23 protein-coding genes and 2 tRNA genes are annotated in these 24,676 nt (G+C 72.0%); 10 read left to right on the top strand and 15 right to left on the bottom strand.

Annotated features, from left to right (window positions below):
* Positions 1 to 270: 270 nt before the first annotated feature.
* Complete coding sequence (locus AXW62_RS06630) at positions 271 to 975, bottom strand: alpha/beta hydrolase family protein (RefSeq protein ID WP_060943676.1); 705 nt, start codon at positions 973 to 975, stop codon at positions 271 to 273.
* Positions 976 to 1,136: 161 nt separating this feature from the next.
* A complete protein-coding gene (locus tag AXW62_RS06625) occupies positions 1,137 to 1,964 on the bottom strand; it encodes an SOS response-associated peptidase (protein ID WP_060943658.1) in 828 nt (275 codons plus the stop codon).
* Positions 1,965 to 2,012: 48 nt separating this feature from the next.
* Between AXW62_RS06625 and AXW62_RS06620 the strand changes: the two genes are divergently transcribed.
* The 4 genes from AXW62_RS06620 (at position 2,013) to AXW62_RS06605 (ending at position 5,683) form a co-directional block, all read left to right on the top strand.
* Complete coding sequence (locus AXW62_RS06620; RefSeq protein WP_060943657.1) at positions 2,013 to 2,726, top strand: M50 family metallopeptidase; 714 nt, start codon at positions 2,013 to 2,015, stop codon at positions 2,724 to 2,726.
* A 116-nt stretch (positions 2,727 to 2,842) separates the two neighbouring features.
* Positions 2,843 to 4,216: a 3-phosphoshikimate 1-carboxyvinyltransferase gene (aroA, locus tag AXW62_RS06615; RefSeq protein WP_030822997.1), complete on the top strand. Its 1,374-nt coding sequence runs from the start codon at positions 2,843 to 2,845 to the stop codon at positions 4,214 to 4,216.
* 12 nt (positions 4,217 to 4,228) lie between these two features.
* Positions 4,229 to 5,236: a ribosome small subunit-dependent GTPase A gene (gene rsgA, locus AXW62_RS06610; protein ID WP_060943656.1), complete on the top strand. Its 1,008-nt coding sequence runs from the start codon at positions 4,229 to 4,231 to the stop codon at positions 5,234 to 5,236.
* A 123-nt stretch (positions 5,237 to 5,359) separates the two neighbouring features.
* On the top strand, positions 5,360 to 5,683 hold the full coding sequence (locus AXW62_RS06605; RefSeq protein ID WP_030822992.1) for a DMT family transporter: 324 nt from the start codon (positions 5,360 to 5,362) through the stop codon (positions 5,681 to 5,683).
* A gap of 108 nt (positions 5,684 to 5,791) precedes the next feature.
* Here AXW62_RS06605 and AXW62_RS06600 read toward each other — a convergent pair whose 3' ends face one another.
* Positions 5,792 to 6,424, bottom strand: coding sequence for a TetR/AcrR family transcriptional regulator (locus AXW62_RS06600; RefSeq protein WP_030822989.1), 633 nt, complete (start codon positions 6,422 to 6,424; stop codon positions 5,792 to 5,794).
* A gap of 182 nt (positions 6,425 to 6,606) precedes the next feature.
* Between AXW62_RS06600 and hisN the strand changes: the two genes are divergently transcribed.
* Together hisN and AXW62_RS06590 are read left to right on the top strand one after the other, a co-directional pair.
* A complete protein-coding gene (hisN, locus tag AXW62_RS06595; protein WP_030822984.1) occupies positions 6,607 to 7,401 on the top strand; it encodes a histidinol-phosphatase in 795 nt (264 codons plus the stop codon).
* A gap of 215 nt (positions 7,402 to 7,616) precedes the next feature.
* Positions 7,617 to 8,009, top strand: coding sequence for a CBS domain-containing protein (locus AXW62_RS06590; protein ID WP_030822981.1), 393 nt, complete (start codon positions 7,617 to 7,619; stop codon positions 8,007 to 8,009).
* A gap of 148 nt (positions 8,010 to 8,157) precedes the next feature.
* Here the strand turns inward: AXW62_RS06590 and AXW62_RS06585 are convergent, their stop codons facing one another.
* Positions 8,158 to 9,624, bottom strand: coding sequence for a catalase (locus tag AXW62_RS06585; RefSeq protein ID WP_060943655.1), 1,467 nt, complete (start codon positions 9,622 to 9,624; stop codon positions 8,158 to 8,160).
* Between the two features lie 162 nt (positions 9,625 to 9,786).
* Here AXW62_RS06585 and AXW62_RS06580 point away from each other — a divergent pair, with 162 nt between their 5' ends.
* On the top strand, positions 9,787 to 10,200 hold the full coding sequence (locus tag AXW62_RS06580; RefSeq protein WP_030822977.1) for a Fur family transcriptional regulator: 414 nt from the start codon (positions 9,787 to 9,789) through the stop codon (positions 10,198 to 10,200).
* Between the two features lie 151 nt (positions 10,201 to 10,351).
* Here AXW62_RS06580 and AXW62_RS06575 read toward each other — a convergent pair.
* The 4 genes from AXW62_RS06575 to AXW62_RS06560 form a co-directional block, all read right to left on the bottom strand.
* Positions 10,352 to 10,428: transfer RNA gene (locus AXW62_RS06575), tRNA-Met, on the bottom strand.
* Positions 10,429 to 10,530: 102 nt separating this feature from the next.
* Positions 10,531 to 12,387, bottom strand: coding sequence for a tetratricopeptide repeat protein (locus AXW62_RS06570; RefSeq protein ID WP_107406235.1), 1,857 nt, complete (start codon positions 12,385 to 12,387; stop codon positions 10,531 to 10,533).
* Positions 12,388 to 12,568: 181 nt separating this feature from the next.
* Positions 12,569 to 12,642 (bottom strand) — tRNA-Met (locus AXW62_RS06565).
* Between the two features lie 69 nt (positions 12,643 to 12,711).
* Positions 12,712 to 15,654, bottom strand: coding sequence for a UPF0182 family membrane protein (locus AXW62_RS06560; RefSeq protein ID WP_079115501.1), 2,943 nt, complete (start codon positions 15,652 to 15,654; stop codon positions 12,712 to 12,714).
* Positions 15,655 to 15,789: 135 nt separating this feature from the next.
* Between AXW62_RS06560 and AXW62_RS06555 the strand changes: the two genes are divergently transcribed.
* Positions 15,790 to 16,353: a PPA1309 family protein gene (locus AXW62_RS06555; protein WP_060943652.1), complete on the top strand. Its 564-nt coding sequence runs from the start codon at positions 15,790 to 15,792 to the stop codon at positions 16,351 to 16,353.
* Positions 16,354 to 16,374: 21 nt separating this feature from the next.
* Here AXW62_RS06555 and AXW62_RS06550 read toward each other — a convergent pair whose 3' ends face one another.
* The 4 genes from AXW62_RS06550 to AXW62_RS06535 all read right to left on the bottom strand — a co-directional run bounded on the left by AXW62_RS06550 (position 16,375) and on the right by AXW62_RS06535 (position 19,818).
* A complete protein-coding gene (locus AXW62_RS06550; protein ID WP_060943651.1) occupies positions 16,375 to 17,469 on the bottom strand; it encodes a YlbL family protein in 1,095 nt (364 codons plus the stop codon).
* Positions 17,470 to 17,579: 110 nt separating this feature from the next.
* Positions 17,580 to 17,762: a hypothetical protein gene (locus AXW62_RS06545; protein WP_030822966.1), complete on the bottom strand. Its 183-nt coding sequence runs from the start codon at positions 17,760 to 17,762 to the stop codon at positions 17,580 to 17,582.
* A gap of 271 nt (positions 17,763 to 18,033) precedes the next feature.
* The gene (locus AXW62_RS06540; protein WP_030822963.1) at positions 18,034 to 18,501 is read right to left on the bottom strand and encodes a molybdenum cofactor biosynthesis protein MoaE; all 468 of its coding nucleotides are present in this window, start codon (positions 18,499 to 18,501) and stop codon (positions 18,034 to 18,036) included.
* A gap of 207 nt (positions 18,502 to 18,708) precedes the next feature.
* Complete coding sequence (locus AXW62_RS06535) at positions 18,709 to 19,818, bottom strand: NAD-dependent epimerase/dehydratase family protein (RefSeq protein ID WP_060943650.1); 1,110 nt, start codon at positions 19,816 to 19,818, stop codon at positions 18,709 to 18,711.
* A 191-nt stretch (positions 19,819 to 20,009) separates the two neighbouring features.
* Between AXW62_RS06535 and AXW62_RS06530 the strand changes: the two genes are divergently transcribed.
* Positions 20,010 to 21,512, top strand: a complete 1,503-nt coding sequence (locus AXW62_RS06530; RefSeq protein WP_060943649.1) for a zinc-dependent metalloprotease — start codon at positions 20,010 to 20,012, stop codon at positions 21,510 to 21,512.
* The gene (locus tag AXW62_RS06525) at positions 21,509 to 22,042 is read left to right on the top strand and encodes an NUDIX hydrolase (protein WP_060943648.1); all 534 of its coding nucleotides are present in this window, start codon (positions 21,509 to 21,511) and stop codon (positions 22,040 to 22,042) included. Before AXW62_RS06530 ends, AXW62_RS06525 begins: the two co-directional genes overlap by 4 nt.
* Positions 22,043 to 22,156: 114 nt before the next feature.
* Here AXW62_RS06525 and AXW62_RS06520 read toward each other — a convergent pair whose 3' ends face one another.
* The 3 genes from AXW62_RS06520 to AXW62_RS06510 form a co-directional block, all read right to left on the bottom strand.
* Positions 22,157 to 22,915 carry an AIM24 family protein gene (locus AXW62_RS06520; protein ID WP_030822952.1) on the bottom strand — a complete coding sequence of 253 codons (759 nt, stop codon included), beginning with the start codon at positions 22,913 to 22,915 and terminating at the stop codon, positions 22,157 to 22,159.
* 16 nt (positions 22,916 to 22,931) lie between these two features.
* The gene (locus AXW62_RS06515; RefSeq protein ID WP_030822949.1) at positions 22,932 to 23,615 is read right to left on the bottom strand and encodes an AIM24 family protein; all 684 of its coding nucleotides are present in this window, start codon (positions 23,613 to 23,615) and stop codon (positions 22,932 to 22,934) included.
* A gap of 11 nt (positions 23,616 to 23,626) precedes the next feature.
* Positions 23,627 to 24,676 (bottom strand): AIM24 family protein (locus AXW62_RS06510; protein ID WP_252368513.1); only part of this gene is annotated, 1,050 nt, incomplete at its 5' end.

Genomic DNA, 24,676 nt, shown 5'->3' with positions numbered 1-24,676 from the left:
ACCCGCTCGAATCGGAGAATAGACGACGATCCGGTCCGCCCGCCGCTCCGATCTTCACGGTCTGCGCCGCCTGCAGCTGGGACCAGTCCAGGTCAGCGGCGTCCGGACGGGCCGGGCAAGCAAGCGAACCCATGCGGGGGACTCCCTTTCCACGGTGAGTGACAACGCCCGGTACAACACCTGCCGCCTCCGTCGCATTCCCGCCCCGGCGCCCGGCTGCCCGACTTCCGCATCCGGTACCCCGGCTTCCGGCCACCGGCCCCGTACGGGTCAGCCCCGTGCGCGCGGCAGGCCCAGTGCGCGCGGCAGCCAGTCGGCGACGGCGCCGGTGATCAGGGCGAGCGCCGCGGGCTCGTCCAGCTCCGCCGACTTCGGCAGACCAAAACCGTGATCGCCGTACGGCACCGCCACAAGCTCCATGTCCGCGGGCAGCTCCGGGAACTCCTCCGGCCGCCCGAAGGGGTCCCGGCCGCCCTGGACGATCAGCGTCGGCACCCCCGCGCCCAGCAGCTCCGCCGCCCGGGACCGCTCCGGCTTGCCCGGTGCGTGCAGCGGGAACGACAGCGCCAGCACGGCCTTCGCGCCCAGCTCCCGGGCGGTCCGGCAGGCCACCCGCGCCCCGGCACTGCGGCCACCCGCCACGATCGGCAGCCCGGCCCTCTCCAGCGCGGGCCATACGGCACGCCATCCGGTGTCGAGGGTCGAGGGCGCGGGCGCGACCTTCTTGCCCGCCACCCGCCACGGCTGCTCGACCAGCGCGACGCTCACCCCGCGCCCGGGGAGGGTTTCGGCCAGTGCGCGCAGGTCCCGCGCCTCGATGCCCCCGCCGGCGCCGTGGCTCGCGGCGAGCAGGGCGCGGGCGCCGGGGGCGTGGTGCCAGGTGATCCGGGCATCCCCGGCCGGGGTCGGCACGGTCTCGGCTGTCACGCCTCCGGTCGCCCCCACGCCCCCAACCGCCCCAGCGCTCCCAGCCATCCCCGCGCCCTCGGACACCCCCGCGCCCCCAGCCATCCCCGCACCCCCGGACACCCCAGCGCCCCCAACCGCCCCAGCGCTCCCAGCCGCCCCCGTGCCCCCGACCGTCTCCCGGGGCCGGGGCGTTCCCGTCGTCTTTTTCTCCTTTTTCTCCGCGGCCATCAGAAAAGCGTGCCCTCCTCCGGGGCCTCGAGCTCCTTCAGCAGTTCGGGGCCGTTGTTACGGACATCACTCACCCCGGTCGCGACCGGGTAGGCCCGCAGCAGCCCGGAGGGCGGCGGGGCCAGCAGCGGCAGCAGGTCGCCGGGGTCGGTGCGGGCGGGGTCCAGCCAGGAGTCCCAGCGGTCCTCGGTGAGGACCAGCGGCATCCGCGGGTGGATCTCGGCGAGCGACCGCGGTCCCTCGTCCCGGGCCACGCCGCCGAAGGGCTCCTTGTCCGCCTCGGTGGTGATCACCGTACAGGTCACCCACCACGCCCGGGGATGGTCGTCCGGCAGCGTCCGGTCCCGCCAGAACTCGTACAGCCCGGCCATGGCCATCACCGAACCGTCCACCGGGGTCACGAAGTACGGCTGCTTGCGGGGCCGCTTCCGCTTGCCCTTCTCCTCCAGCTGCCGCTCCCCCGCCCCCGTGACCCACTCGTAGTAGCCGTCGGCGGGCAGGATGCAGCGCCGTGAGGCGAAGGGACGCCGGTAGGAGGGCTTCTCGTGCACGGTCTCGGCCCGTGCGTTGATCATCCTCGCCCCGCCCTCGGGCGACTTCGCCCAGGCCGGCACGAGGCCCCACTTCAGCGCCCTCAGCTGGCGGACCGGGCGCGGCTCGGCGGCGTCCGGTCCGTTGCGCAACGGGCGTTCGAGCACCGCGTGCACGTCCTTGGTGGGCGCGACGTTCCAGTCGGGCGCCAGGGTCTCCGCCGGCTCCCACTTCTCCACCCCGAAGAGCCCGACGAGATCCTCCGGCCTCCGGCTCGCTGCGTATCGACCGCACATAGGTGCCACACTGCCACGACCCCTACCGACGCGAGGAGCCGCCCGCACATGGACGCAACGAACGCCGCCGACCTGTGGGACCGGGTGACCGGCACCCAGCCCGCCCCCACCAGCTGGCTGGTCGTCTCCACCGGGATCGTCGCGCTCGCGGTCGTCGTCTTCCGCACCGCCTGGCGCATAGCCCGGAACGCCATCACCATCGCCCACGAGGGCGGTCACGCGCTGGTCGCCCTGGTCAGCGGGCGGCGGCTGGACGGTATACGGCTGCACTCGGACACCTCGGGGCTCACCGTCTCCCGCGGCAAGCCCACCGGCCTGGGCATGATCCTCACCGCGGCGTCCGGCTACACCGCCCCGTCGCTGCTGGGCCTCGGCGGCGCCTGGCTGCTGGCGGCGAACCACATCACCTTGCTGCTGTGGGGGACGACGGCGCTGCTGGGCGCGATGCTGGTGATGATCCGCAACGCCTATGGCGTCCTTACGGTCGTCATCAGCGGTGCCGCCTTCTTCCTCGTCTCCTGGCTGACCGGTCCGGACGTCCAGGCCGGGTTCGCGTACGCCGTGGTCTGGTTCCTGCTCCTGGGGGGCGTGCGTCCCCCGTTCGAGCTCCAGCGCAAGCGCCGTCACGGGGGCGCGTACGACTCCGACCCCGACCAGCTGGCCCGGCTGACGGGCATTCCGGCCGGCGCCTGGCTGCTGCTCTTCCACGTGGTCTCGCTGTGTTCGCTGCTCGCCGGGGGGCGCTGGCTGCTGGGGCGGTGACCCGTACGAGCCCCGCCGCGCCACTTTCGGAGCCTTGTACCAGCGCCGTGTTTCGACTGGATTTCACCACTTTCGATCGGGATTGGCACTCCGGGCGAACCACTAAAGTGAGACCCATGACCGGCATTGAGACCTCCCCGGGCGACGACACCGCCCTCTGGCCCGCTCCGACCGCGGATGGCGCGGTGGACGCGACCGTCACCGTGCCCGGATCCAAGTCGGTTACCAACCGCGGTCTGATCCTGGCCGCGCTCGCCGCCGAACCCGGCTGGCTGCGCCGCCCGCTGCGCTCCCGCGACACCCTCCTGATGGCCGCCGCCCTGCGCGCCATGGGCGTCGGCATCGAGGAGACGGTGTCCGACGGCGCCCTCGGCTCGAGCGGCCCCGCCGGCGGCGAGGCGTGGCGGGTCATCCCGGCGGGGCTGCACGGCCCGGCCACCATCGACGTCGGCAACGCCGGGACCGTGATGCGCTTCCTGCCGCCGGTCGCCGCCCTGGCCGACGGCCCCGTCCACTTCGACGGCGACCCCCGCTCCCACGAGCGGCCGCTGCACGGCGTGATCGACGCGCTGCGCGCCCTCGGCGCGCGCATCGACGACGACGGCCGCGGCGCGCTGCCGATGACCGTGCACGGCGGCGGGGCGCTGGACGGCGGCCCGGTCCGCATCGACGCCTCCTCGTCCTCCCAGTTCGTGAGCGCGCTGCTGCTGTCCGCGCCGCGTTTCAACCAGGGCGTCGAGGTGCGCCACACCGGCGCCGCGCTGCCCTCCCTGCCGCACATCCGGATGACCGTCGACATGCTGCGCGCGGCAGGCGCACGGGTGGACACCCCGGAGGCCGGCGGCGAGCGGGGCGTGTGGCGGGTGGCGCCGAGCGCGCTGCTCGGCCGTGACCTGGTCGTCGAGCCCGATCTGTCCAACGCGGCGCCGTTCCTGGCCGCCGCCCTGGTCACCGGCGGCCGGGTGACCATCCCGGACTGGCCGGAGCGCACCACCCAGCCCGGGGACGCACTGCGCCGGATCTTCACCGAGATGGGCGGCTCCTGCGAGCTCACCGACACCGGCCTGACCTTCACCGGTACCGGCCGGATCACCGGGATCGACGCCGATCTGCACGAGGTCGGCGAACTGACCCCGGTGATCGCGGCGGTCGCGGCGCTGGCCGGCTCCGAGTCGGTGCTGCGCGGCATCGCGCATCTGCGGCTCCACGAGACCGACCGGCTCGCCGCCCTCGCCAAGGAGATCAACGAACTCGGCGGGGACGTCACCGAGACCGAGGACGGACTGCGCATCCGACCGCGCCCGCTGCACGGCGGGATCTTCCACACCTACGAGGACCACCGGCTGGCCACCGCCGCCGCCGTACTGGGCCTGGCCGTGGGCGGTGTGCTGGTCGAGAACGTGGCGACGACCGCCAAGACCCTCCCCGACTTCCCCGGCCTGTGGACCGGCATGCTCGACGCGGCGACGACCTCGGCGCGGAGATCCTGAGAGCCTGGAGCCATGCGCCGCTACGGCAAGCACACCGACGAGGACGACGTACGGATCCGCCCCAACCGCAAGGGCAACCGGCCGCGCACCAGCATCCGCCCCAAGCACGAGGACGCCGCGGAGGGCTTCGTGCTGACAATCGACCGCGGCCGGCTCACGGTCCTGGTCCAAGGCCGCACCATCACCGCCATGAAAGCCCGCGAGCTCGGCCGCAAGGGCGTCGTGGTGGGCGACCGGGTCGCGGTCGTCGGGGATCTCTCCGGCGCCAAGGACACGCTCGCCCGGATCGTACGGGTCCAGGAGCGCTCCTCCGTGCTGCGCCGGACCGCCGACGACGACGATCCCTACGAGCGGGTCGTGGTCGCCAACGCCGACCAGCTCGCGATCGTGACCGCCCTGGCCGACCCGGAACCGCGTCCCCGCCTGATCGACCGGTGCCTGGTGGCCGCCTTCGACGCGGGCCTGGAGCCGCTGCTGGTGCTCACCAAGTCGGATCTGGCGCCCGCCGAGGAGCTGCTGAAGACCTACCGGCCGCTGGGCATCCCCGCTGTCGTCACCAGCCGCGACGAGCTGGCCGACGGCGACGCCGCCGACCGGGTGCGGGAGCGGCTGGCGGACCGGATCACCGTCTTCGTCGGCCATTCGGGCGTCGGCAAGACGACGCTGGTGAACGCGCTGGTCCCGGACCGCCAGCGGGCCACCGGCCGGGTGAACGCGGTCACCGGCCGCGGTCGCCACACCACCACCTCCGCGCTCGCGCTGCCGCTGCCGGACGCCAAGGGCTGGGTGATCGACACCCCGGGCGTACGGTCCTTCGGACTGCACCACGTGGACCCGGCGCGGGTCATCCACGCCTTCCCCGACCTGGAACCGGGCACCGAGGGCTGCCCGCGCGCCTGCAGCCACGACGAACCGGACTGCGCGCTGGACCAGTGGGTGGCCGACGGCCACGCCGAACCGGCCCGGCTGTACTCCCTGCGACGGCTGCTGGCCACCCGGGAGCGGCGGGAGGGCGACTAGGGTCCTGCCCGGGGGTGTTTGCCGCCCGCCCCGGGCGGTAAGTGGATAATCGGATCAAGGAGTCCCAGCGGCCGGGTGCGCCCCGGGCGAAGGCAGCCGACGGCGGTACGGGAGGGCATCTGTATGGCGTGGCTGCTGGTCGTGGTCGCCGGGCTTCTCGAAACGGGCTTCGCCGTCTGTCTCAAGCTCTCGCACGGCTTCACCCGGCTCTGGCCGACGATCGCCTTCTGCGCGTTCGCGCTCGGCAGCTTCGGGCTCCTGACGCTGTCCCTGCGGAAGCTCGACGTGGGCCCGGCGTACGCGGTGTGGACGGGAATCGGGGCCGCCGGCACCGCGATCTACGGCATGGTCTTCCTCGGCGACCTGGTCTCCACGCTCAAGATCGTTTCGATCAGCCTGGTGATCATCGGCGTGATAGGGCTCCAGCTCTCCGGCTCGGCCCACTGAGACCGCCGAAGGCTCCGCTCACCCCGTTGACACCATCGGGGCTCCGCTCACCCCACTGAGACCGCCGGGGCTCCGCTCAGCCCAACTGAGACCCGTCGAGGGCTCCGCTCACCCCAGCACGGTGCGCACCATACGGGCCACATCCGCCGCCGGGGCGGGCGCCACCACGTACGACAGGGCCAGCCTGGCGACCGCGTCGCAGGCCAGCGGCAGCTCCACCGCCCCGGCCGGCCATTCGCCCGCCAGCAGCCGCACCGCCCTGTCCCGTGCCTGACCGAGCACCTCGCCCGGCGCGGGCAGCGGTCCGGGCGGCGCCGTCCGCCCGGAGGGTGACCCCCGCCCGGACGGTGACGTCCTTCCCCGCGGTGGTGTCCTTACCGGCGGTGCCGCGCTCACGGGCGTCGGCAGCCGCTCGTTCCAGCAGCCCGTGAGCACCGCCCGCACCAGCGGGTTCTCGGTCGCCGAGCGGACCGTCCACACCGCCGCGGCGGCCAGCCGCTCCCCGGGGGCCGCCGCACCCGGCGCGCCGGTCAGCGCCCGGTCGACCCCGCGCAGATACGCGTCGGCCTCGCGCCGCACCAGGGCGCGGGCGAGGCCCTCCTTGCTGCCGAACTCGTTGTAGAGCGTCTGCCGGGAGACCCCGGCCGCCGCCGCGACCTCGGCCATCTTGACCCTCGGCCACGGACGGCCCTCGAGTGCGGCGAAGGCCGCGTCGAGTAAGGATTCACGCGCCGCGGGCATCGTCGCCTCCCAGAGCGGCCATCGTCGCCATCGTCGCTGTCCTGCCCGGCATGTGCCCGACAGAATTGACGGGCCGCCAGATGAAGTCAAGAGCCCCGCGCGGGCCGGTCCTTCCGCCCCCACAGCCCTGGCCATGTGGAGTCGTGTGGCTCCGCCTCCGCGCGTCTCGGTACTGTTCGGCCATGCCCGACTACCACGATGACCTGCGCCTCGCCCACGTCCTCGCCGACGCCGCCGACTCGACCACCATGGAGCGGTTCAAGGCGCTCGACCTCAAGGTCGAGACCAAACCCGATATGACGCCGGTGAGCGAGGCCGACAAGGCGGCCGAGGAACTCATCCGCGGCTCCCTCCAGCGCACCCGGCCGCGCGACGCGGTGCTCGGCGAGGAGTTCGGCAGCGAGGGCAGCGGTCCGCGGCGGTGGGTGGTCGACCCGATCGACGGCACCAAGAACTATGTGCGCGGGGTGCCGGTCTGGGCCACCCTGATCGCCCTCATGGAGCGCGGTGAGGGCGGCGACCGGCCGGTGGTCGGAGTGGTGTCCGCGCCGGCGCTGGGGCGCCGCTGGTGGGCCGCCGAGGGGCTGGGGGCGTACACCGGGCGCAGCCTGTCGTCCGCGACCCGGCTGGCGGTCTCGCGGGTGAGCCGGCTCTCCGACGCCTCGTTCGCGTACTCCTCGCTCAGCGGGTGGGAGGAGCGCGGCAAGCTGAACGGCTTCCTCGATCTGACCCGCGCCTGCTGGCGCACGCGCGGCTACGGGGACTTCTGGCCGTACATGATGGTCGCCGAGGGCTCGGTGGACCTCTGCGCCGAACCGGAACTGTCGCTGTGGGACATGGCGGCCAACGCGGTGATCGTCCAGGAGGCGGGCGGCCGTTTCACCGGACTCGACGGCGTACCGGGCCCCAACAGCGGCGACGCGGCGGCGTCCAACGGGCTGCTGCACGGGGCGATGCTGGACTATCTGCGGTCCTGAGCGGCCTGGAGGCGGCCGGCGACAGCCGCCGAGGTGCGAACCGGAGCGTGAGACGGAGCACGGGGCGCGCTCGGCGGCGGGCCGGCTTCCGCGCGCCCTTGTTGGACCCACCGAGGCATGTGAACATGAGAATCCGGAACCTTGTGAACTTGTGAATCCGTTCTCTATCGGATTCACCCATCGGATTCACCAAGGAGGTGGCTCCGTCCATGCCCATGCACGTCCGTGACGCCATGAGCCCGGTGGTCCTCACCATCGGCCCCGCCCATACGCTCCGCCAGGCCGCCCGGCTGATGTCCGCGCGCCGGGTCGGATCGGCCATCGTGCTCGATCCCGACACCAGCGGCCTGGGGATCCTCACCGAGCGCGACATCCTCAACTCCCTCGGGGAGGGCCAGGACCCGGACCAGGAGACCGCGCACGCCCACACCACCGCCGACGTCGTCTTCGCCGCCCCCGGGTGGACGCTGGACGAGGCGGCCCGCACGATGACCCGGGGCGGCTTCCGCCATCTGATCGTGCTCGACGCGGGCGACCCGGTCGGGGTGGTGTCGGTGCGCGACATCATCCGTTGCTGGGCCCCGGCCCCCGAACCCGTACCGGCCTGAAGACACCCCCGGACGCACCGGGCCCGGCACTGCGCCGCGCCGGGCACCCGGCGCACCGCGCCCGGCGTCCGGATGACCGGCATCCGGCACACGAAGAGGCCGGAGCCCAGCGGCGTCCGGCCTCTTCGGTTGGTACGACAAGCGTCCGTCAGCCGCGCAGGGCCTGGACCGCGGTCTCCAGCCGCTTGCCGTAGTCGGCGTCCGCCTTGCGGAAGTTCTCGATCGCCCGCTGCGCGATGTCGTCCCGGGAGACCTTGGAGATGAACTGCGCCAGGTTCTGGATCAGGCGCTCCTTCTCCTCCTCCGACATCAGCCGGTAGAGGTTGCCCGCCTGGACGAAGTCGTCGTCCTCGGCGTGCGAGGGCGCCTCGTGGTCACCGGTCCGACCGGACACCGGGGACGGCTGCCACAGCGGCCGGCCGGTCTCCGCCGGGCCGCCGAAGCTGTTGGGCTCGTAGTTCTTGGCGCCCGCGTGACGGCCGTCGTACAGGAAGCCGTCCCGGCTGTAGGTGCGCGCCTCGGCCGCGTGCGGACGGTTCACCGGCAGGTGGTCGGCGTTGATGCCGACGCGGTAGCGGTGCGCGTCGCCGTACGCGAAGAGGCGGCCCTGGAGCATCTTGTCCGGGGACGGGCCGATGCCCGGCACGAAGTGCGCCGGCGAGAAGATCGACTGCTCGACCTCGGCGAAGATGTTCTGCGGGTTGCGGTTGAGCTCCAGCTTGCCGATCTCGATCGGCGGGTAGTCCGCGTGCGGCCAGACCTTGGTCAGGTCGAACGGGTTGAAGCGGTAGTTCGCCGCCTCGGCCGCCGGCATGATCTGCACCTGCACGGTCCAGGTCGGGAAGTCACCGCGCTCGATGGCCTCGCGCAGATCGCGCTGGTGGCTGTCCGGGTCCAGACCGGCGGTCTCGGCCGCCTCGGCGGTGGTGAGGTTCTTGATCCCCTGGTCGGTCTTGAAGTGGTACTTGACCCAGAAGACCTCGCCCGCGGCGTTGTTCCACTGGTAGGTGTGCGAACCGTAGCCGTTCATGTGGCGGTACGAGGCGGGAATGCCGCGGTCGCCGAACAACCAGGTCACCTGGTGGGTGGACTCGGGCGAGAGCCCCCAGAAGTCCCAGACGTTGTCCGCCTCCTGGGAACCGGTGTACGGGTCGCGCTTCTGGGTGTGGATGAAGTCGGGGAACTTGATGGCGTCCTTGATGAAGAACACCGGGGTGTTGTTCCCGACGAGGTCGTAGTTGCCGTCCTCGGTGTAGAACTTCAGCGCGAAGCCGCGCGGGTCGCGCACCGCGTCGGCCGAGCCGAGGCTGCCGGCGACCGTCGAGAAGCGCAGGAAGGTCTCGGTCTGCTTGCCGACCTCGGAGAGGAACGCGGCGCGGGTGTACTTCGTCACGTCCGCGGTCACGGTGAAGGTGCCGTACGCACCGGCGCCCCGCGCGTGCACGATCCGCTCCGGGATGCGCTCGCGGTTGAAGTGGGCCAGCTTCTCGATCAGGTGCTGGTCCTGGATGAGGACCGGACCGCCGACGCCCGCCGTCTCGCTGTTCTGGTTGTCCGCCACCGGAGCCCCGGACTCCGTGGTCAGCGGACCAGTGATGTTGTCCTGGACCGTCACGTGCGCCTCCTGCGTACTCGCGTTCTGTCCCTTGGTCTGGGGCTGGCCCCGATCCTACATTGGACATTGTCTAAGTCAAGAAGGCGTGGAGAGTGATAACAGATCTGGCCAAAGACTCGCCCGCTGCTACCCTTGTCCTTATCTGACTGATAGGTGAATGGCATGAGTGACCTGCTGGAACGGCTCCGGGGACGCGGCTGGAGGCTGACGGCCCAGCGGCGTGTTGTCGCCGAGGTCCTCGATGGGGACCACGTGCACTACACCGCCGACGAAGTCCACGCGCTGGCGGCCGAGCGACTGCCCGAGATCTCCCGCGCGACCGTGTACAACACCCTCGGCGAGCTGGTCTCACTCGGCGAGGTCATCGAGGTCAGCACGGACGGCAGAGCCAAGCGCTACGACCCGAACGCCCACCGCGCGCACCAGCACCTGGTGTGCGGGCGGTGCGGCACGATCCGCGATGTCCACCCGTCCGGCGACCCGCTCGCCGATCTGCCCGCACAGGAGCGCTTCGGCTTCTCGATCTCCACGGTCGAGGTGACCTACCGGGGGCTGTGCCCCGACTGTGCGGCCTGAAGGCAGCGACCCGACCGCGGCCCGACTGCGGCACGGCCCGGAGAACGGCGCGAAAGCACGGCAAGGCGACAGGGGCGGCAAGGGCGGCGAGAGCCCCCGGGAGCCGCGACAGACGGAAGGCCCGGATCCTGGAGGATCCGGGCCTTCGCCGTGGTAGCGGGGACAGGATTTGAACCTGCGACCTCTGGGTTATGAGCCCAGCGAGCTACCGAGCTGCTCCACCCCGCGTCGGTGTGCACCAACCTTAACCCGGGGTGGACGGCGGGAGCAAACCGGTTACCGGCCGGGCACCCGCCGGTGGCGCCGGGCCGGAGATCCGGCCCGGCCCCGTCACGCCGTGAGCTCCTGCTGGAGCGCGTCCCGCAGCCGCGCCGCACGCTCGGCGACCTCGGCGGGGCCGAGCTCCACCGCCCGCGCACACCACCGCTGTCCCTCGGTGAGCGCGCCACGGCGGGCCGCGAGCAGCGCGAGCCGCAGCGCGGCCCGGCCGTGCCCCGCCTCGGCCGCGCGCTTCCACCACAGGGCGGCCTCCGGCTCGCTGCCCTCCCGGGCCAGCAGCAGCCCCAGGTTGAACGCGCCGTTGCTGCTGCCCGCCTCGGCCGCGGCGCGGTACCAGCGCGCCGCCTCGACCACATCGCCACGGGCGGCCGCGAACATGCCCACGCGCACCTGGGCCCGCCGGTGGCCCTGGCGCGCGGCGCGCTCGTACCACTCCTGGTACTCGGGGACGTGCGGCCCGGAGCCGTCGTCGGGCGGCGGGACCGGGAAGCGCGTCCCGGACGAGCCGCCGAAGCCGGTGCCGGTCGCCGGGTCGGTGCCGACGGAGGAACGGTCCAGCAGCGCGGCCAGCCGGAAGGCGCCCTCGGCGCTGCCGCCGCCCGCGGCGCAGCGCAGATGGCGCTCGGCGCCCTGGAGGTCGCCGTCCCGCTGCAGGGCGAGGCCGACCTGCAGCGCCGCCTCGGTGTGCCCGTCGGCGGCGGCCCGCTCGTACCACTGCCGGGCCGCCCGCTCCTCGCCCCGGCCGGCGTACAGGATCCCCAGGTTGAACGCGGCGTCCACGCTGCCGGCCTCGGCCGCCTTGGAGAACCACGGCTCGGCGCCGGCCGCGTCGCCGCGCTGCAGCAGCAGCACGGCGACCGCGTTGGCCGCCTCGCGGTGGCCCGCGTAGGCGGCGCGGCGGTACCACTGCTCGGCCTGTGCGGTACGGCCCTGCTCGGCGCAGAGCAGCCCGAGGTTGTAGGCGCCGTTGATGTCCCCGGCGTCGAGCGCGGCGCGGTACCAGCGCTCGGCGGTCTGGGTCTCGCCCCGGTCGGCGTGGAGCGCGCCCAGCGCGTTGGCGGCGTTGCCGTCGCCGTCCTGGGCCGCGCGGTGCCACCACACGGCCGCGCTGTCGGTGTCGCCCGCGTCACGCAGCAGGAAGCCCAGCGCGCAGGCGGCACGGGCCTCGCCGTCCTTGGCCGACATCAGGTACCAGCGGCCGGCCTCCTTGGTCTCACCGCGCTTCTCCAGCAGCGTGCCGAGGTGGAGCGCGGCGCGCCGGTGGCCGCGTGCGGCGGCCTGCCGGTACCACTGCTCGGCCTCCTCCCGTCCCGCCCCGTCGGCGCCGCGGCGGCGCCCGGCCATCGTCTCCGGACCGCCGTCCGCGTCGCCGGCCCGGTCGTCGAGGATGCGGGCGAGCCGGTAGGCGGCCTCGCGGTGGCCGCGCTCGGCGGCCACGCGGAACCAGCGCTCGGCGCCGATGTCGCTGCGGTGCTCCAGCAGGTCGCCCAGCGCGTACGCGCCCAGGGTGTGCCCGGACTCGGCGGACTGGCGCAGCCAGTACTCGGCGGCGGGCTCGTCGCCGCGCTCACGGTGGTACCGGCCCAGGGCGTGGGCCGCGGCGGCGGATCCGGCGACGGCGGCGATGCGCCACCAGCCGGCCGCCTCGTCGGCGTAGCCCCGCTGGTGCAGCAGAACACCGAGGTTGTTGGCAGCGGCCCGGTCGCCCGCCGCGGTGGCGCCCCGCAGATGCGGTTCGGCACCGTCGAGGTCGCCGCGGCGCAGCAGCAGCGCGCCGAGTGCGCTCATCGCGGCGGTGTCACCGGCCTCGGCGGCGCGGCGGTGCCGGGTCTCCTCCTCGGCATCGTCATGCGTGTGCGCAAAACGCCCTGTCTCCAACAGACTGACCCTGTCCCCCATAAATCCCATCGTGGCATCACCCGCATCCGGCGTACACCTGGTATACCGCAGCCGAGGAGGTCACTTCAGCGTTTTGTCGACATGCCCACAGAGAGACAACCCAAACGCTTGTATCCGCATTCCCCGAGTGGACGCTCACAGAACACACAACAAGGCCCGGATCCTTGCGGATCCGGGCCTTGTCTGTCAGTAGCGGGGACAGGATTTGAACCTGCGACCTCTGGGTTATGAGCCCAGCGAGCTACCGAGCTGCTCCACCCCGCGTCGTGGTACGACCACCGTACCACGGCGCGCGGGACCGGCCGCCCGGCCGTTCTCCCAGGTCGTCAAGGGTCAGCCGCCCTTGGTGCCGGAGCCGTCGCCGGCGCTCTGACTCTGTGGCTGGTTCTGCTTCTGGTCCTGCTTGCCGGTCTTCTCCTCGGCCTTGGCGGCGCGGTCCAGCGCCGCCTTCAGGTCCTCCTGGGCCTTGCCGTACGCGTCCCAGTCCTGCGGCTGCTCGCGGAGCGCGTCCTGGGCGTCCTGGTAGGCGTCCTGGGCATCCTTGAGGGCCTCCTTCACCGTCGGGTTGGTGCTCGACGGCGGTTTCTGCCGGCCGTCCCCGCCCGGTGGCTGCTCCCCGGACGACTCGCCGAAGACGGCGTCCAGGGCCTCGCCCAGGGTGTCCTTGAAGACGGTCTCCTTGCCGTAGGAGACGCCCACCTTCTTCAGCAGCGGGTAGTTGGCGCTGCCACCGCGGGCGTAGACCGGCTCGATGTACAGGAAGCCCTTCTCCAGCGGGACGGTGAGCAGATTGCCGTACTCGATGTCGGAGTCGGTGCCCCTCAGGTTACGGACGAACTCGGCGACCTCCGGATCACCGTTGAGCTCGCTCTGCACCTGCTGTGGACCGGGCACGTTGGAGGTGACCTTCAGCAGTCGTATCGTGCCGTAGTCCTTGCTGTTGGCATCGGCGTCGACCGACATGAACGCGCCCAGATTGGGACGCCCGTTGGGGGTGAAGGTCGTCGTCAGCGAGAACGTCTGCGCCTTCTGGTCGGGCATCTTCATGCTCAGGTAGTACGGCGGCACCGCGTCCCCGTCCTTCTGCGTCGGGTCGTCCGGCACCTGCCAGGCGTCACTGCCGCTGTAGAACTGCTTGGGGTCGGTGACGTGGTAGCGGGTCAGCAGCTCGCGCTGGACCTTGAACAGGTCCTGCGGATACCGCAGGTGCTCCATCAGTTCGCCGCTGATCTTCTCCTTGGGCTCCACCGTGCCCGGGAACGCCTTCTCCCAGGTCTTCAGGACCGGGTCCTTGGTGTCCCACTCGTAGAGCTTGACGGTGCCGTCGTAGGCGTCCACCGTCGCCTTCACCGAGTTGCGGATGTAGTTGACCTTGTTCTGCTGCGCCACCACCGAGCGGTCCCCGTCGCTCAGCGAGTCGGCGGTGCTGTCGCCCAGGGTCGTCCGCGAGGCGTACGGATAGCCGTTGGACGTGGTGTAGGCGTCGACGATCCACTGGATCCGGCCGTTCACCACCGCCGGATAGGCGTCACCGTCGATGGTCAGCCAGGGGGCGACCTTCTCGACGCGCTCCTTGGGGGTGCGGTTGTAGAGGATCCGCGAACCGTCGCCGATCGCGCCCGAGTAGAGGATCTGGGGCTCGCCGAACGCCACCGCGTAGGCGGCGCGGTTGATCGGGTTGGAGAGGCTGACCCCGCTCTTGCCCTTGTAGCTGGTGGTCTTCTCGCCGTTCTTCTCGTAGTCGAGCTCCTTCTGCGGGCCGCCGACTATCGAGTACTGGTTGGTCTTCTCGCCGTAGTAGACCTGCTGGGTGTAGGTGCCGACCCCGCCGCCGCTCGACCCCTTGGTGGGCAGTCCGGACTCGGTGAAGTCCGGGGAGCCGGCCGGGTCCGCGTTGGGATCGGTCGTGGTGCCCTTCGCCGTCACCAGGCCGTAGCCGTGGGTGTAGGTGAAGTGGTCGTTGATCCAGTTCCGCTTGGGGATGCCGTTGAGGTCCAGCTCGCGCACACCGACGACGGTGTCCTGGTCCTTGCCGTCGGCGTCCTTGTAGCGGTCGACGTCGAGCGTCGAGGGGAACTGGTAGTACTTGCGCTCCTGCTGGAGCTGCTGGAACGTCGGCGAGATGACGCTGGGGTCGATCAGCCGGTAGCTGGCCGTGGTGTTGGCGGCCTTGCGGAGCGCCTCACCGCCCTCGCTGTCGTTCTTGCCGGAGTAGTCCGCCACCTTGGAGTCGTCGATGCCGTACGCCTGGCGCGTGGCCTCGATGTTCTTCTGGATGTACGGCGCCTCCTTGGCCTGCTCGTTCGGCTGGACCTGGAACTTCTGCACGATCGCCGGGTAGAGCCCGCCGATCAGGATCGCCGACAGCACCATCAGGCCGAAGCCGATGACCGGCAGCTGCCAGGTGCGGCGCCACAGCGTCGCGAAGAAGAGCACCGCGCAGATGGCCGCGATGCAGAACAGGATCGTCTTGGCGGGCAGATAGGCGTTGGCGTCCACATAGCGCAGACCCGTCCAGTTGCCGGTCGCCTTGAAGTCGCTGGACTTCACCGCGAGGCCGTAGCGGTCCAGCCAGTACGCCACCGCCTTGAGCGCGACGAAGACGCCGAGCAGCACCGACAGATGGCCGGTGGCGGCGGCGGTCGCGCGGGCGCCGGGGCTGGTGACCCGCAGCCCCCCGTAGAGGTAGTGCACCAGGGCGGCGGCGATGAGCGAGAGCACCGTGGCCGCGAAGCCGAAGCTCAGCAGGAAGCGGTACCAGGGCAGGTCGAAGGCGTAGAAGGCCACGTCCTTGTGGAACTGCGGGTCCTTCTGGCCGAACGGCACCCCGTTGACCCACAGCAGCCAGATGCGCCACTGGCCGGCCGCCGAGGCGCCCGCGATCAGCCCGACCAGGGCGGTGACCGCGAGCAGCACCCACTTCTTGAACGGCGCGATGCCCATCCGGTAGCGGTCGAGGCTCTGCTGCTCCATGGACATCGCGCTCAGCGGCGGCCGCAGCCGGTGCGCCAGCCAGATGTTGATCCCGACGGCCGTGGCCATCAGCACGCCGAAGACGAAAAACAGCCCGATCTTCGTCTTCAGCGTGGTGCTGAAGACGGAAGAGTAATGAAGTGAGCGATACCAGAGCCAATCCGTCCAAAAACCGGCAAACATGACAAAGAGCATGGCCAACACGGCCAGCACGCCCAGGGTCATGAGCAGGGTCCGGGCACGCCGGGACGGTCGGCCGACTCTGATCCGCGGCCCCGTCGGGCCTCCGCCGCGGTCCGGCATCTGGAAAGCCAAGGTGCGCACCTCGAAGTTCGCTGTTGGTTGAGGGGACCCTGAACTCCAGGGCCCACCTGATGCAACTTACTCAGGCTTTACTCAGTTCCCGTTTCCGGGTCCGAACAGGGCACGATATGAACCATGTCCAACGCAACCCCCGGAACCGGCCCGCTGGCCGCGAATCCGCTGACCCGAGCCGTCCTCGAGATCGACGAGTACGCCTCCGGCCTCGGCTGGGACCAGCCCGCCCGGCTCTTCGCCCTCGTCGACACCGCCCGGCTGCGCGCCGAGGAGCCCGGCCTCGCCGCCCAGCTCGGCCTCGGCGAGGGCGGGACGGAGACCGCCTCCCTGACCCCCGTCGAACAGGACGAGCTGCCCTCCGGCGCGCCGCTCGACGAGTTCCTCGCCACCATCGCCTGGCCGGACGCCGTGACCGGCTGCGCCCTGACCGTGGAGCGGCAGATGCTGCCGCCGTCCGCCGAGGGCGCGGTGCCCGAGGGCCTGGACGAGGCCGAACTGGCCACCTGGGTCGCCGGTCATCCGGACCGCCAGGAGGTCCGGATGACCGTCGCCGTGCTGCGCGACGGCACCCGCGAGTCGGCCCTGCGGCTGCGCGAGAAGGACTCCCCGACCGAGGTGCTCACCGGGGCCGGTCTGGTGCCGGGGCTGGCGGACGCGCTCGCCGCCACCTTCGCCACCGACTGACCCCCGCGACGGGGGCGCCGCTCAGCCCGTCGTGCACGCCGGCAGACCGGCGGTGTCCCCCTTACGGATCTTCTCGAGCGCCTTCAGGGCGTCGTCGATGGTGTGCACCTTGACCAGCCGCAGCCCGCTCGGCACGTCCTTGGCGGCGGCCGCGCAGTTCTCCTTGGGCGTGAGGAAGAAGCGGGCGCCCGCGTTCCGCGCGCCGATCGTCTTCATCTCGATGCCGCCGATCGGGCCGACCGTGCCCTTGTCGTCGATGGTGCCGGTGCCCGCGATGAACTTCCCGCCGGTGAGATCACCGGGCGACAGCCGGTCCACGATCCCCAGCGCGAACATCAGGCCCGCGCTGGGCCCGCCCACGTCCGCCAGCTTGATGTCGATCCGGAACGGGAAGGTGTAGTCGACCCCGGCCTGGATGCCCACGATGGCGCGGGAGCGGCCCTCGTCCGCCTTCGCGGTGGTGATGGTGACCCGCTCCTCGCCGGTGGGCTGCTTGCCGCGCTTCTCCGCCGCGGCCACCTCCTTGGCCGGGATGACCGAGAAGGCCACCTTCTGGCCCGGCTTGTGCTTGGTGACCAGCTTGGCGACGTCATCGGGTTCGCGCACCGCCGTGCCGTCCACCGACTTGATCACATCGCCCGCGTGCAGCCTGCCCTGGGCCGGGGCGCCCTTCTGGACGGCACCGACGATGACGTGCGAGGTGACCGGCTTCTTCAGCGCCCGCAGCGCCGCGACCTTGGCGGACTCCTGGGACTGGGTGAACTCCTCGGCGTTCTGCTGGTCGACCTCGTCCGGGGTCTTGTTGTCCGGGTAGAGGGTGCTGTGCGGCACGACCACGTCATCGTGGGACAGCCAGCCGTAGACGGCCTCCACGAGGTTCATCCGGTACTCGGAGCCGGTGACGCGGACCGTGGTCATGTTCAGATGGCCACCAGTGGTCTCACAGTCCTTGTGGCCGGAGATCTGCAGCACGCACTCACCGTTGTGCTCGCCCAGGGTGTTGTACGTCGGTCCGGGCGACATCGCCGCGTACGGCACCGGGATCAGCACTCCGGCGCAGAGCAGCGCGATCAGCATCAGAAGGGAGGCGAGCATCGTCGCAGTGCGGCGTGGCATGGAACGACAGTACGGGACGGGTCCGTCAGTCCACCGTCGGGGCCGTCCGTACGAGGGGCGGTGCGGACGGGGCGCGGACGGGGCGAGGACGGGGCGAGGACGAGGCGCGGTCAGACCGCGGCGTCCGTATCGGAGGGCCGGCGTTCCATCGCCTCGCGGAAGCGGGCGTACCCGGCCAGTTCGGCCACGTCCCCCGCGGACTTCCGTTTGCCGGCGCGTGCGGCTATGCCGGCGTATATGGCCGCGGCTATGGCCGCGAACAGCGGAATCAGCAACCAGAGAAGCGCACCCACAGCGGCCTCCCGACCCGTGGAAAAAGGCGCGGCACGACAGCCGCGACTGACAGATGAGCAGATTAATCCTCTGCCCCGTCAACGCTCACGGCAGGGTAGGGGTTACGCAAGCGGAGTACACCCTTCCGTGGCCCGCCGCACGCTGGAGCCCCCCGTTCCCCTTACGCCCCGCTCTCCCGTCACCCCTGACGAGGCGCTTACGCGCCCACCTGCCCTCCCGTCACCCGACCACCACCCCGCAACGAGCGCTACGCGCCCACCCGCCCTCCCGTCACGCGCCCACCCATTCTTCGGTGCCGTCCGCGAACGTCTGGTGCTTCCAGATCGGGACCTCGCGCTTGAGGTCGTCGATCAGCCGGCGGCAGGCGGCGAACGCCTCCGCGCGGTGCGGGCAGGAGACGGCCACCACCACGGCCAGATCCCCGATCGCCAGATCGCCCACCCGGTGCACGGCGGCCAGCGCGCGCACCGGGAAGTCGGCCACGACTTTCTCGGCCACCCGGCGCAGCTCGGCCTCGGCGGTGGGATGCGCGGAATAGCCGAGGGCGCCGACCTCCGCGCCGCCGTCGTGGTTGCGCACGGTGCCCACGAACAGCGCCGTGCCACCCGCCGCGGCATCGCCCACCGCCCCGAACACCTCGTCCACGGAGAGCGGTGTGTCACGGACGGCGAGCAGCCGGATGGGCTCGGCGGCCGCGAGTTCGCCGGGGTGATCGTACGAATGTGCCATGCCGTCCATCCTGCCGTACCGTCCCTCCTCGTGGAATGAAGGGAACCCTCGGATACCGGATCCCGGAAAGAGTCTTCCGGTCCTGTCCGGGCCGAACCTGCCCCCTGACCGCCGCCCGCGTCGGACCTGGCCCGTCGGACCTGCCGACCGCCCGCGTCGGACCTGCCCGCCTGCCCGGCCCGCCGGACCGCGCCGGATCCGCCGCCGGGGTCCGCGTCAGGCCCTGCGGCGTGCCTTACGGGCGCGGCGCACGATCGCCGCGGTGCCCACCAGCGCCACCGTCGCGCCCGCGGCGCCCAGCGTCGTGGCGTCCTTACGGCCCAGGCGCCGGCCCGCGACCGTATGGCGGCCGGAGACCTCTTCCAGCAGCTCCGCCAGGACCTCCTCATTGGTCCAGCGCGGCCGCCAGCCCGCCGCGTGCAGCCTGCTGCCGCTGACCGCCCAGGGGTGCATCGTGTACGCGAGGTCCCCGGCCGGGGACGGCGTCAGTCCCAGCCGGTGCAGCCGGGAGGCGGCGCCCAGGGCGACCGCCGACGGCAGCTCCATGCGCCGGATACCGGACAGCTCCTCGACCTCCTCCTGCTCCAGCCAGCCCTCGCAGCCGACCGCGAGTTCGCCCTCGACCTTCTCCAGGGCGGCGTACTCCAGCGCCGTCACCAGGTCCTCCACATGGCAGAACTGCCAGGTGGGACGGGATCCGGCGACGACCAGCAGACGCGGTGACTCGAAATAGCGGGTGAGCGCGGTGTCCGTGCCGCCGACCAGGATCGCCGGGCGCACCACGGTCACGTTCAGCCCCGGATGCGCCCGGGGCGCGCGCTCCCCCAGCCGCTCGATCTCCAGCAGGTCGCCGACGCCGGTGGCCTCGGCGGTCGCCCGCAGCTCGGCGTCCTCGGCGAGCGGCACGTCGTTGTCGGGAAGCGCGCCGTAGACCATCGCGGAGGTGCACAGCACCACCCGGCGCACCCCGGCCGCCGCGGCGGCCGTCAGGACGGTCTGGGTGCCGCGCACGTTGTAGGCGGTGCGGGCGGCGGAGTCGGTGCCCAGGTCCAGGTCGACGGCGAGGTGGACCACCACATCGGCGCCGCGCAGCTTGTCGGCGATGGCCGGATCGCGGACGTCCAGCACATGCCACTGCGCCTCGGTCACCTCACCGCGGCGTTCATCGATGGCCAGGACCTGCTTGACCTCTTCGGACTCCGCGAGCCGCTGCGTGAGCAGGGCACCTGAGCCCGAGGCGGCGCCGGTCACCGCCACGACGGGTCGTCGTACGGCGGGGGCCGTGTCGTTTCGCGCAGCGCGAACTTCTCGGTCTGGGGAACTCACCGGGCGTCTCCAGCGGTTGTCTTCAGTACGCAGCGCATGCACGCATACGTACCAGGTGACGTCCATCCTGCCGCAGGGCGGCGATCAGCGAAGCACCGAGCCCGGAAACCGGCGAGGTGTCTAGGCTGGGTGGTGATGTCGGGCATCCGCCGCCGGCCCGGGGCCGGTGGCCCAACGAGCCGAGGAAACCCGTGAGTGACACCCCATTCGGATTCGGCCTTCCGCCGGAGGAGCCGGAGGACGGCGACGACGGCAAGAAGAAGGGCGGCCAGGGCGGCGAGCAGGGCCCCGCGAATCCCTTCGGGTTCGGCGGCGGAACCGGCGGCGCGGGCGGCGCGGAGAATCCGTTCGCCGCGATGTTCGGTTCGCTGAACCCTGGCGACCTGGGCGCGGCCTTCCAGCAGCTCGGGCAGATGCTCTCCTACGAGGGCGGCCCGGTGAACTGGGACATGGCCAAGGACATCGCGCGGCAGACCGTGGCGCGCGGCACCGCCGACGGCAGCAAGGACGAGAGCGTCGGCCCCGCCGACCGGGACGCCGTCCAGGAGGCCGTGCGCCTGGCGGACCTGTGGCTGGACGGGGTCACCTCGCTGCCCTCGGGCTCGGCGAGCGCGGTGGCCTGGAGCCGCGCCGAGTGGGTCGAGGCGACGCTGCCGGTGTGGAAGGACCTGGTGGACCCGGTCGCCGAGCGGGTCGGTGCCGCCATGGGCGATGTGCTGCCCGAGGAGATGCAGGCCATGGCCGGCCCGCTGCTCGGGATGATGCGCTCCATGGGCGGTGCCATGTTCGGCACCCAGATCGGGCAGGCGCTGGGCGTGCTGGCCGGCGAGGTGGTCGGTTCGACCGACATCGGGCTGCCGCTCGGCCCCGCGGGCAAGGCGGCCCTGCTGCCGGTCAACATCGCGGCGCTCGGCTCCGGTCTCGGCGTGCCCAAGGAGGAGGTCCGGCTGTATCTGGCCCTGCGCGAGGCGGCCCATCAGCGGCTGTTCGCCCATGTGCCGTGGCTGCGCTCGCACCTCTTCGGTGCGGTCGAGGGCTACGCCCGCGGCATCAAGGTCGACACCGCCAAGCTCGAGGACGCGGTCGGCCAGCTCGACCCGACCCACCCCGAGCAGCTGCAGGAGGCGCTCCAGCAGGGCATGTTCCAGCCCGAGGACACCCCCGAGCAGAAGGCCGCGCTGGCGCGTCTGGAGACCGCTCTGGCCCTGGTGGAGGGCTGGGTGGACGCGGTGGTGCACGCCGCCGCCAAGCCGCATCTGCCGTCCGCCGACGCCCTGCGCGAGACGCTGCGGCGGCGCCGGGCGAGCGGCGGCCCCGCCGAGCAGACCTTCGCCACGCTGATCGGCCTGGAGCTGCGGCCGCGCCGGCTGCGGGACGCCTCCCGGCTGTGGGCCTCCCTGACCGACGCCCGCGGCCTGGAGGGGCGCGACGGGCTGTGGGCGCATCCGGACATGCTGCCGACCGCCCAGGACCTCGACGACCCGGACGGCTTCGTCCACCGCGAGCAGCTGGACTTCTCCGAGCTGGACAAGATGCTCGGCGAGGCGGCGGGCGGCCGGGCCCCCCAGGACGGCCCCGGCCGACCCGACCTCCGTAAGGACCGCGAGGACGGCGGTGGGGACGGTAGGGACGGCAACGACGGCGGCGACGGCAAGGACGGCAGGGACGACGACCGGGGCGACGGCGAGCGGTGAGTCTGCACCAGGACGCGGCGCGGGTGCTCACCGAGTGGTCCGCGCCCGATGCCGCCCAGGAGCGGCTGCGGAAGCAGTACGGCGATCATCTGGCCGCCTATCCGGACGGTATGTGGAAGGCGTGCGGGGACGGCCACATCACGGCGAGCGCGCTGGTGATCGACCCGGACCGGGAGCGCGTGCTGCTCACCCTGCACCGGAAGCTGCGGATGTGGCTCCAGATGGGCGGCCACTGCGAGCCGGACGACGCCACGCTCGCGGGCGCGGCGCTGCGCGAGGCCACCGAGGAGTCCGGGATCGAGGGGCTGGCGCTGCTGCCGGGCGGCCCGGTGCGGCTCGACCGGCACCACACCCCCTGCGCCTGGCACATGGACGTCCAGTACGCGGCGGTGGCCCCCCGGGGAGCGGTGGCCGCGATCAGCGACGAGTCGCTGGATCTGCGCTGGTTCGGCTACGACGAGGTGGCGGCCGTCGCCGATGAGTCGGTGCGGCACCTGGTCACGCGCACGCGTGCGCTGGTCTCAAGCTGATTCCCAGCTGATCCGAAGCTGATCACAAGCTGAGCCGAAGCTGGTCTGTAAGCGATCCGGAGCGCGCGCCGGCCGCGGGCCCGAGGTCCGCGGCCGGCGCGTCGTCGGCCCCGGTCAGTTGCTGAAGATGTTGCCCTGGTTCTGGCCACGGGCGCCCTGCTGGCCCATGCCGAACTGCGCGGCCACCCCGCCCCCGATCATCGCGTTCTGCGGCGGGAGCAGCTCGCTGGGCTGCACCAGGGCATAGCCCTGGCCGAGGAAGCTGAGCTCCCAGCCCTCGCCGGTGTTGCCGCGCCGCCGCCAGACGCCCGAGGAGTGCGTCTGGGCCTGCATCTGGACCCGTAGCGAGCTGGACCAGGCGACGATGGCGTCCGCGTCGACGTTGACGTACTTGTCGGGGGTGATCTGGAGCATCAGCGGCTGTCCCGAGGTCATCAGCGCGACCTTGCCCTGGCCGGAGATGTTGAGGTTGTACTTGCCGGAGCCGGAGATCCCGTACTGGCTGTCCACCGCGATCGTCTCCCAGTGGAGCGTGGAGTCGAGCGCGAGCACATAGGAGCTGTCGACGGTCAGCCCGTCGTGGTCCACGTCCATCACATGGATGTGCTGGGCGAGGTTGGCCAGGTAGACGGTGCCCTGCCCGGAGCAGCGCATCAGGTCCAGGCCCTCACCGGCACGGCTCCGGGCGGTGCGCTGCCCCGGCGTCTGGTACTCGCCGTCGAACTCGATCAGCCCCTGATAGGCGACCATGCTGCCCTTACGCGCGAGCACGTCCTCGTGGCCGCTCAGGGCGACCCGCAGCAGCTGCGGGTTCTGGAGCGCGTAGCGCTCCTGCGTCTGGGCCTCGGTAAAGGCGAAAAGCGGGCTCTGCATCTGGTGTCCCTCCCCCTCAGCCCCGGGCCCGGAGCCGGTCGGTGCTGTCCTCACTGGGCTGTACGACGACGAAGCCCTGCCCGGAGAAGCCGAGCTGATACGCCTCGCCGCTGCCCCGGCCGATCAGGGACGACGCCTTGAAGCTGCGCTTGCCCTTCACCTTGAGCCCGGAGGACCAGGCCACGAGCGCGTCCGGGTCCACATAGGTCTCGTCCTCGCCGCGGCCGCAGTCGACGACGATGGGGGTGCCGCGGGAGGTCAGGGCGACCCAGCCGGTGCCGGAGACGCCCACGTTGAACAGGCCCTGCCCGGCGAACTTGGCGATGCCCTTGACCCGCTCCACGCCCCACTGGAGATGCGCGTCGAAAGCGAGGAGGTTGGTGCCGTTGACCGACAGCGCGTCGCCGCCGAGATTGACGCAGACGATGTCGGCCCCGTAGTCGGCGAGGTAGAGCAGCCCGTCGCCGCTGCACCGCATCAGCGGGGCGCCCTCACCGGTCAGCCACTGGGAGGCCATCTGCCGTACCGCGGGCGGGTTGGGCTCGTACTGGACGAAGCCCTCGTAGGCCACCATCGAGCCGGTGCGGGCGAAGAGGTCCTGGCCGCTCTGCATGGCGACCTTGAGCATGCTGGAGCCGTGGTTCTCCATGCGGGCGGCGACCGGGGCAGGTGCGAAGCCCGAAATCATTTGCTGGTCCATGCCGGGCTCCTTCAGACCTCGTAGGGCTGGACGACGATGAAGTTGCCGGGCGCGCCGCGGAACTGGAGGTTCACGGTCTCCCCGCTGTGGCCGGGGTAGGCGCTGCGGCGCAGCCGCACCTGGCTGGAGATGATCACCTGCGCTCCGGCGGACCACGCGACGACGGCGTTGCTGTCGGCGAAGGTGGTCGGGGTGACGGGGAGGACGACCGGAGTGCCCTCGGTCTTCACCACGACGGTTCCGGTGCCCTGGAACTGCATGGTGAACAGCGCCCCGCCGGGGATGCCGTGGCCCTCGATCCGGCGCACCTCGTGGTGCAGCGACTCGTCGAAGGCGAGCACGTTCTCGGCGGCGACACAGATGGCGTCGCCCTGGAGCTCGATCGGGTGGAGTTCGGCGGCGTTCTCGGCGAGGAAGACCTGGCCCTGGCCGGTGCAGCGCATCAGCTGCATCTCCTGGCCGGTCGCGTTGCCGACGATCCGGCCGCGGAAACCGGCGCCCTTGTAGCTGAAGTCGACCTTGCCCTGGTAGAGCACCATCGTGCCCTGGCGGGCGAGCACGGGCTGTCCGCCGACGCCGAGGTCGACCCGCATCAGCCGGGAGTTCTGAGGCGTCCAGCGCTGACCGGTGGGCGCCTCGCGGTACTTGGCGAGCGCGGCCTGGACCCCGGGGGCGTCACCGCCCTCGGGGACGCCCATGGGCTGCGGCTGTCCGTAAGGGGCGGGCCCGCCCGGCTGACCGGGCTGTCCGGGATACGGCGGGGTGGGGGGCCGGCCGTACGGCGCGGGGGCGGGCGGGGTCTGGCCCGGCCCCCTGCCGAACGGGGGCTGCTGGCCCGGGAACTGTCCCGGCGGACCGGGCGGCGGCACCTGGCCGGGCGGCACCATGGGCGCGGCGATGGTGGGGGCGCCGTGCATCTGCGGGGTGCCGGGGGCGGGCGGCTGGACGCCCTGGGGCGGGGTGCCGTACGGCGTTCCCTGCGGAGGCGTACCGGGAGCGGGCATTCCCTGAGGCGGCGGCGCCTGGGGAGGCATTGCCTGGGGCGGCTGTCCGTGAGGCGG

Source organism: Streptomyces hygroscopicus subsp. hygroscopicus, assembly GCF_001553455.1.
In the GTDB taxonomy this organism is placed as follows: domain Bacteria; phylum Actinomycetota; class Actinomycetes; order Streptomycetales; family Streptomycetaceae; genus Streptomyces; species Streptomyces hygroscopicus.
Note: the sequence above shows the minus strand (reverse complement) of the source record. Positions and strands in the feature narration are given on the sequence as shown.

Excerpts from the sequence above, each read along its gene's own strand:
- AXW62_RS06630 (WP_060943676.1), bottom strand. The coding sequence starts at position 975 with ATGGCTGGGAGCGCTGGGGCGGTTGGGGGCGTGGGGGCGACCGGAGGC.
- AXW62_RS06625 (WP_060943658.1), bottom strand. The coding sequence starts at position 1,964 with ATGTGCGGTCGATACGCAGCGAGCCGGAGGCCGGAGGATCTCGTCGGG.
- AXW62_RS06620 (WP_060943657.1), top strand. The coding sequence starts at position 2,013 with ATGGACGCAACGAACGCCGCCGACCTGTGGGACCGGGTGACCGGCACC.
- aroA (WP_030822997.1), top strand. The coding sequence starts at position 2,843 with ATGACCGGCATTGAGACCTCCCCGGGCGACGACACCGCCCTCTGGCCC.
- rsgA (WP_060943656.1), top strand. The coding sequence starts at position 4,229 with ATGCGCCGCTACGGCAAGCACACCGACGAGGACGACGTACGGATCCGC.
- AXW62_RS06605 (WP_030822992.1), top strand. The coding sequence starts at position 5,360 with ATGGCGTGGCTGCTGGTCGTGGTCGCCGGGCTTCTCGAAACGGGCTTC.
- AXW62_RS06600 (WP_030822989.1), bottom strand. The coding sequence starts at position 6,424 with ATGCCCGCGGCGCGTGAATCCTTACTCGACGCGGCCTTCGCCGCACTC.
- hisN (WP_030822984.1), top strand. The coding sequence starts at position 6,607 with ATGCCCGACTACCACGATGACCTGCGCCTCGCCCACGTCCTCGCCGAC.
- AXW62_RS06590 (WP_030822981.1), top strand. The coding sequence starts at position 7,617 with ATGCACGTCCGTGACGCCATGAGCCCGGTGGTCCTCACCATCGGCCCC.
- AXW62_RS06580 (WP_030822977.1), top strand. The coding sequence starts at position 9,787 with ATGAGTGACCTGCTGGAACGGCTCCGGGGACGCGGCTGGAGGCTGACG.
- AXW62_RS06570 (WP_107406235.1), bottom strand. The coding sequence starts at position 12,387 with ATGGGATTTATGGGGGACAGGGTCAGTCTGTTGGAGACAGGGCGTTTT.
- AXW62_RS06560 (WP_079115501.1), bottom strand. The coding sequence starts at position 15,654 with ATGCCGGACCGCGGCGGAGGCCCGACGGGGCCGCGGATCAGAGTCGGC.
- AXW62_RS06555 (WP_060943652.1), top strand. The coding sequence starts at position 15,790 with ATGTCCAACGCAACCCCCGGAACCGGCCCGCTGGCCGCGAATCCGCTG.
- AXW62_RS06550 (WP_060943651.1), bottom strand. The coding sequence starts at position 17,469 with ATGCCACGCCGCACTGCGACGATGCTCGCCTCCCTTCTGATGCTGATC.
- AXW62_RS06540 (WP_030822963.1), bottom strand. The coding sequence starts at position 18,501 with ATGGACGGCATGGCACATTCGTACGATCACCCCGGCGAACTCGCGGCC.
- AXW62_RS06520 (WP_030822952.1), bottom strand. The coding sequence starts at position 22,915 with ATGCAGAGCCCGCTTTTCGCCTTTACCGAGGCCCAGACGCAGGAGCGC.
- AXW62_RS06515 (WP_030822949.1), bottom strand. The coding sequence starts at position 23,615 with ATGGACCAGCAAATGATTTCGGGCTTCGCACCTGCCCCGGTCGCCGCC.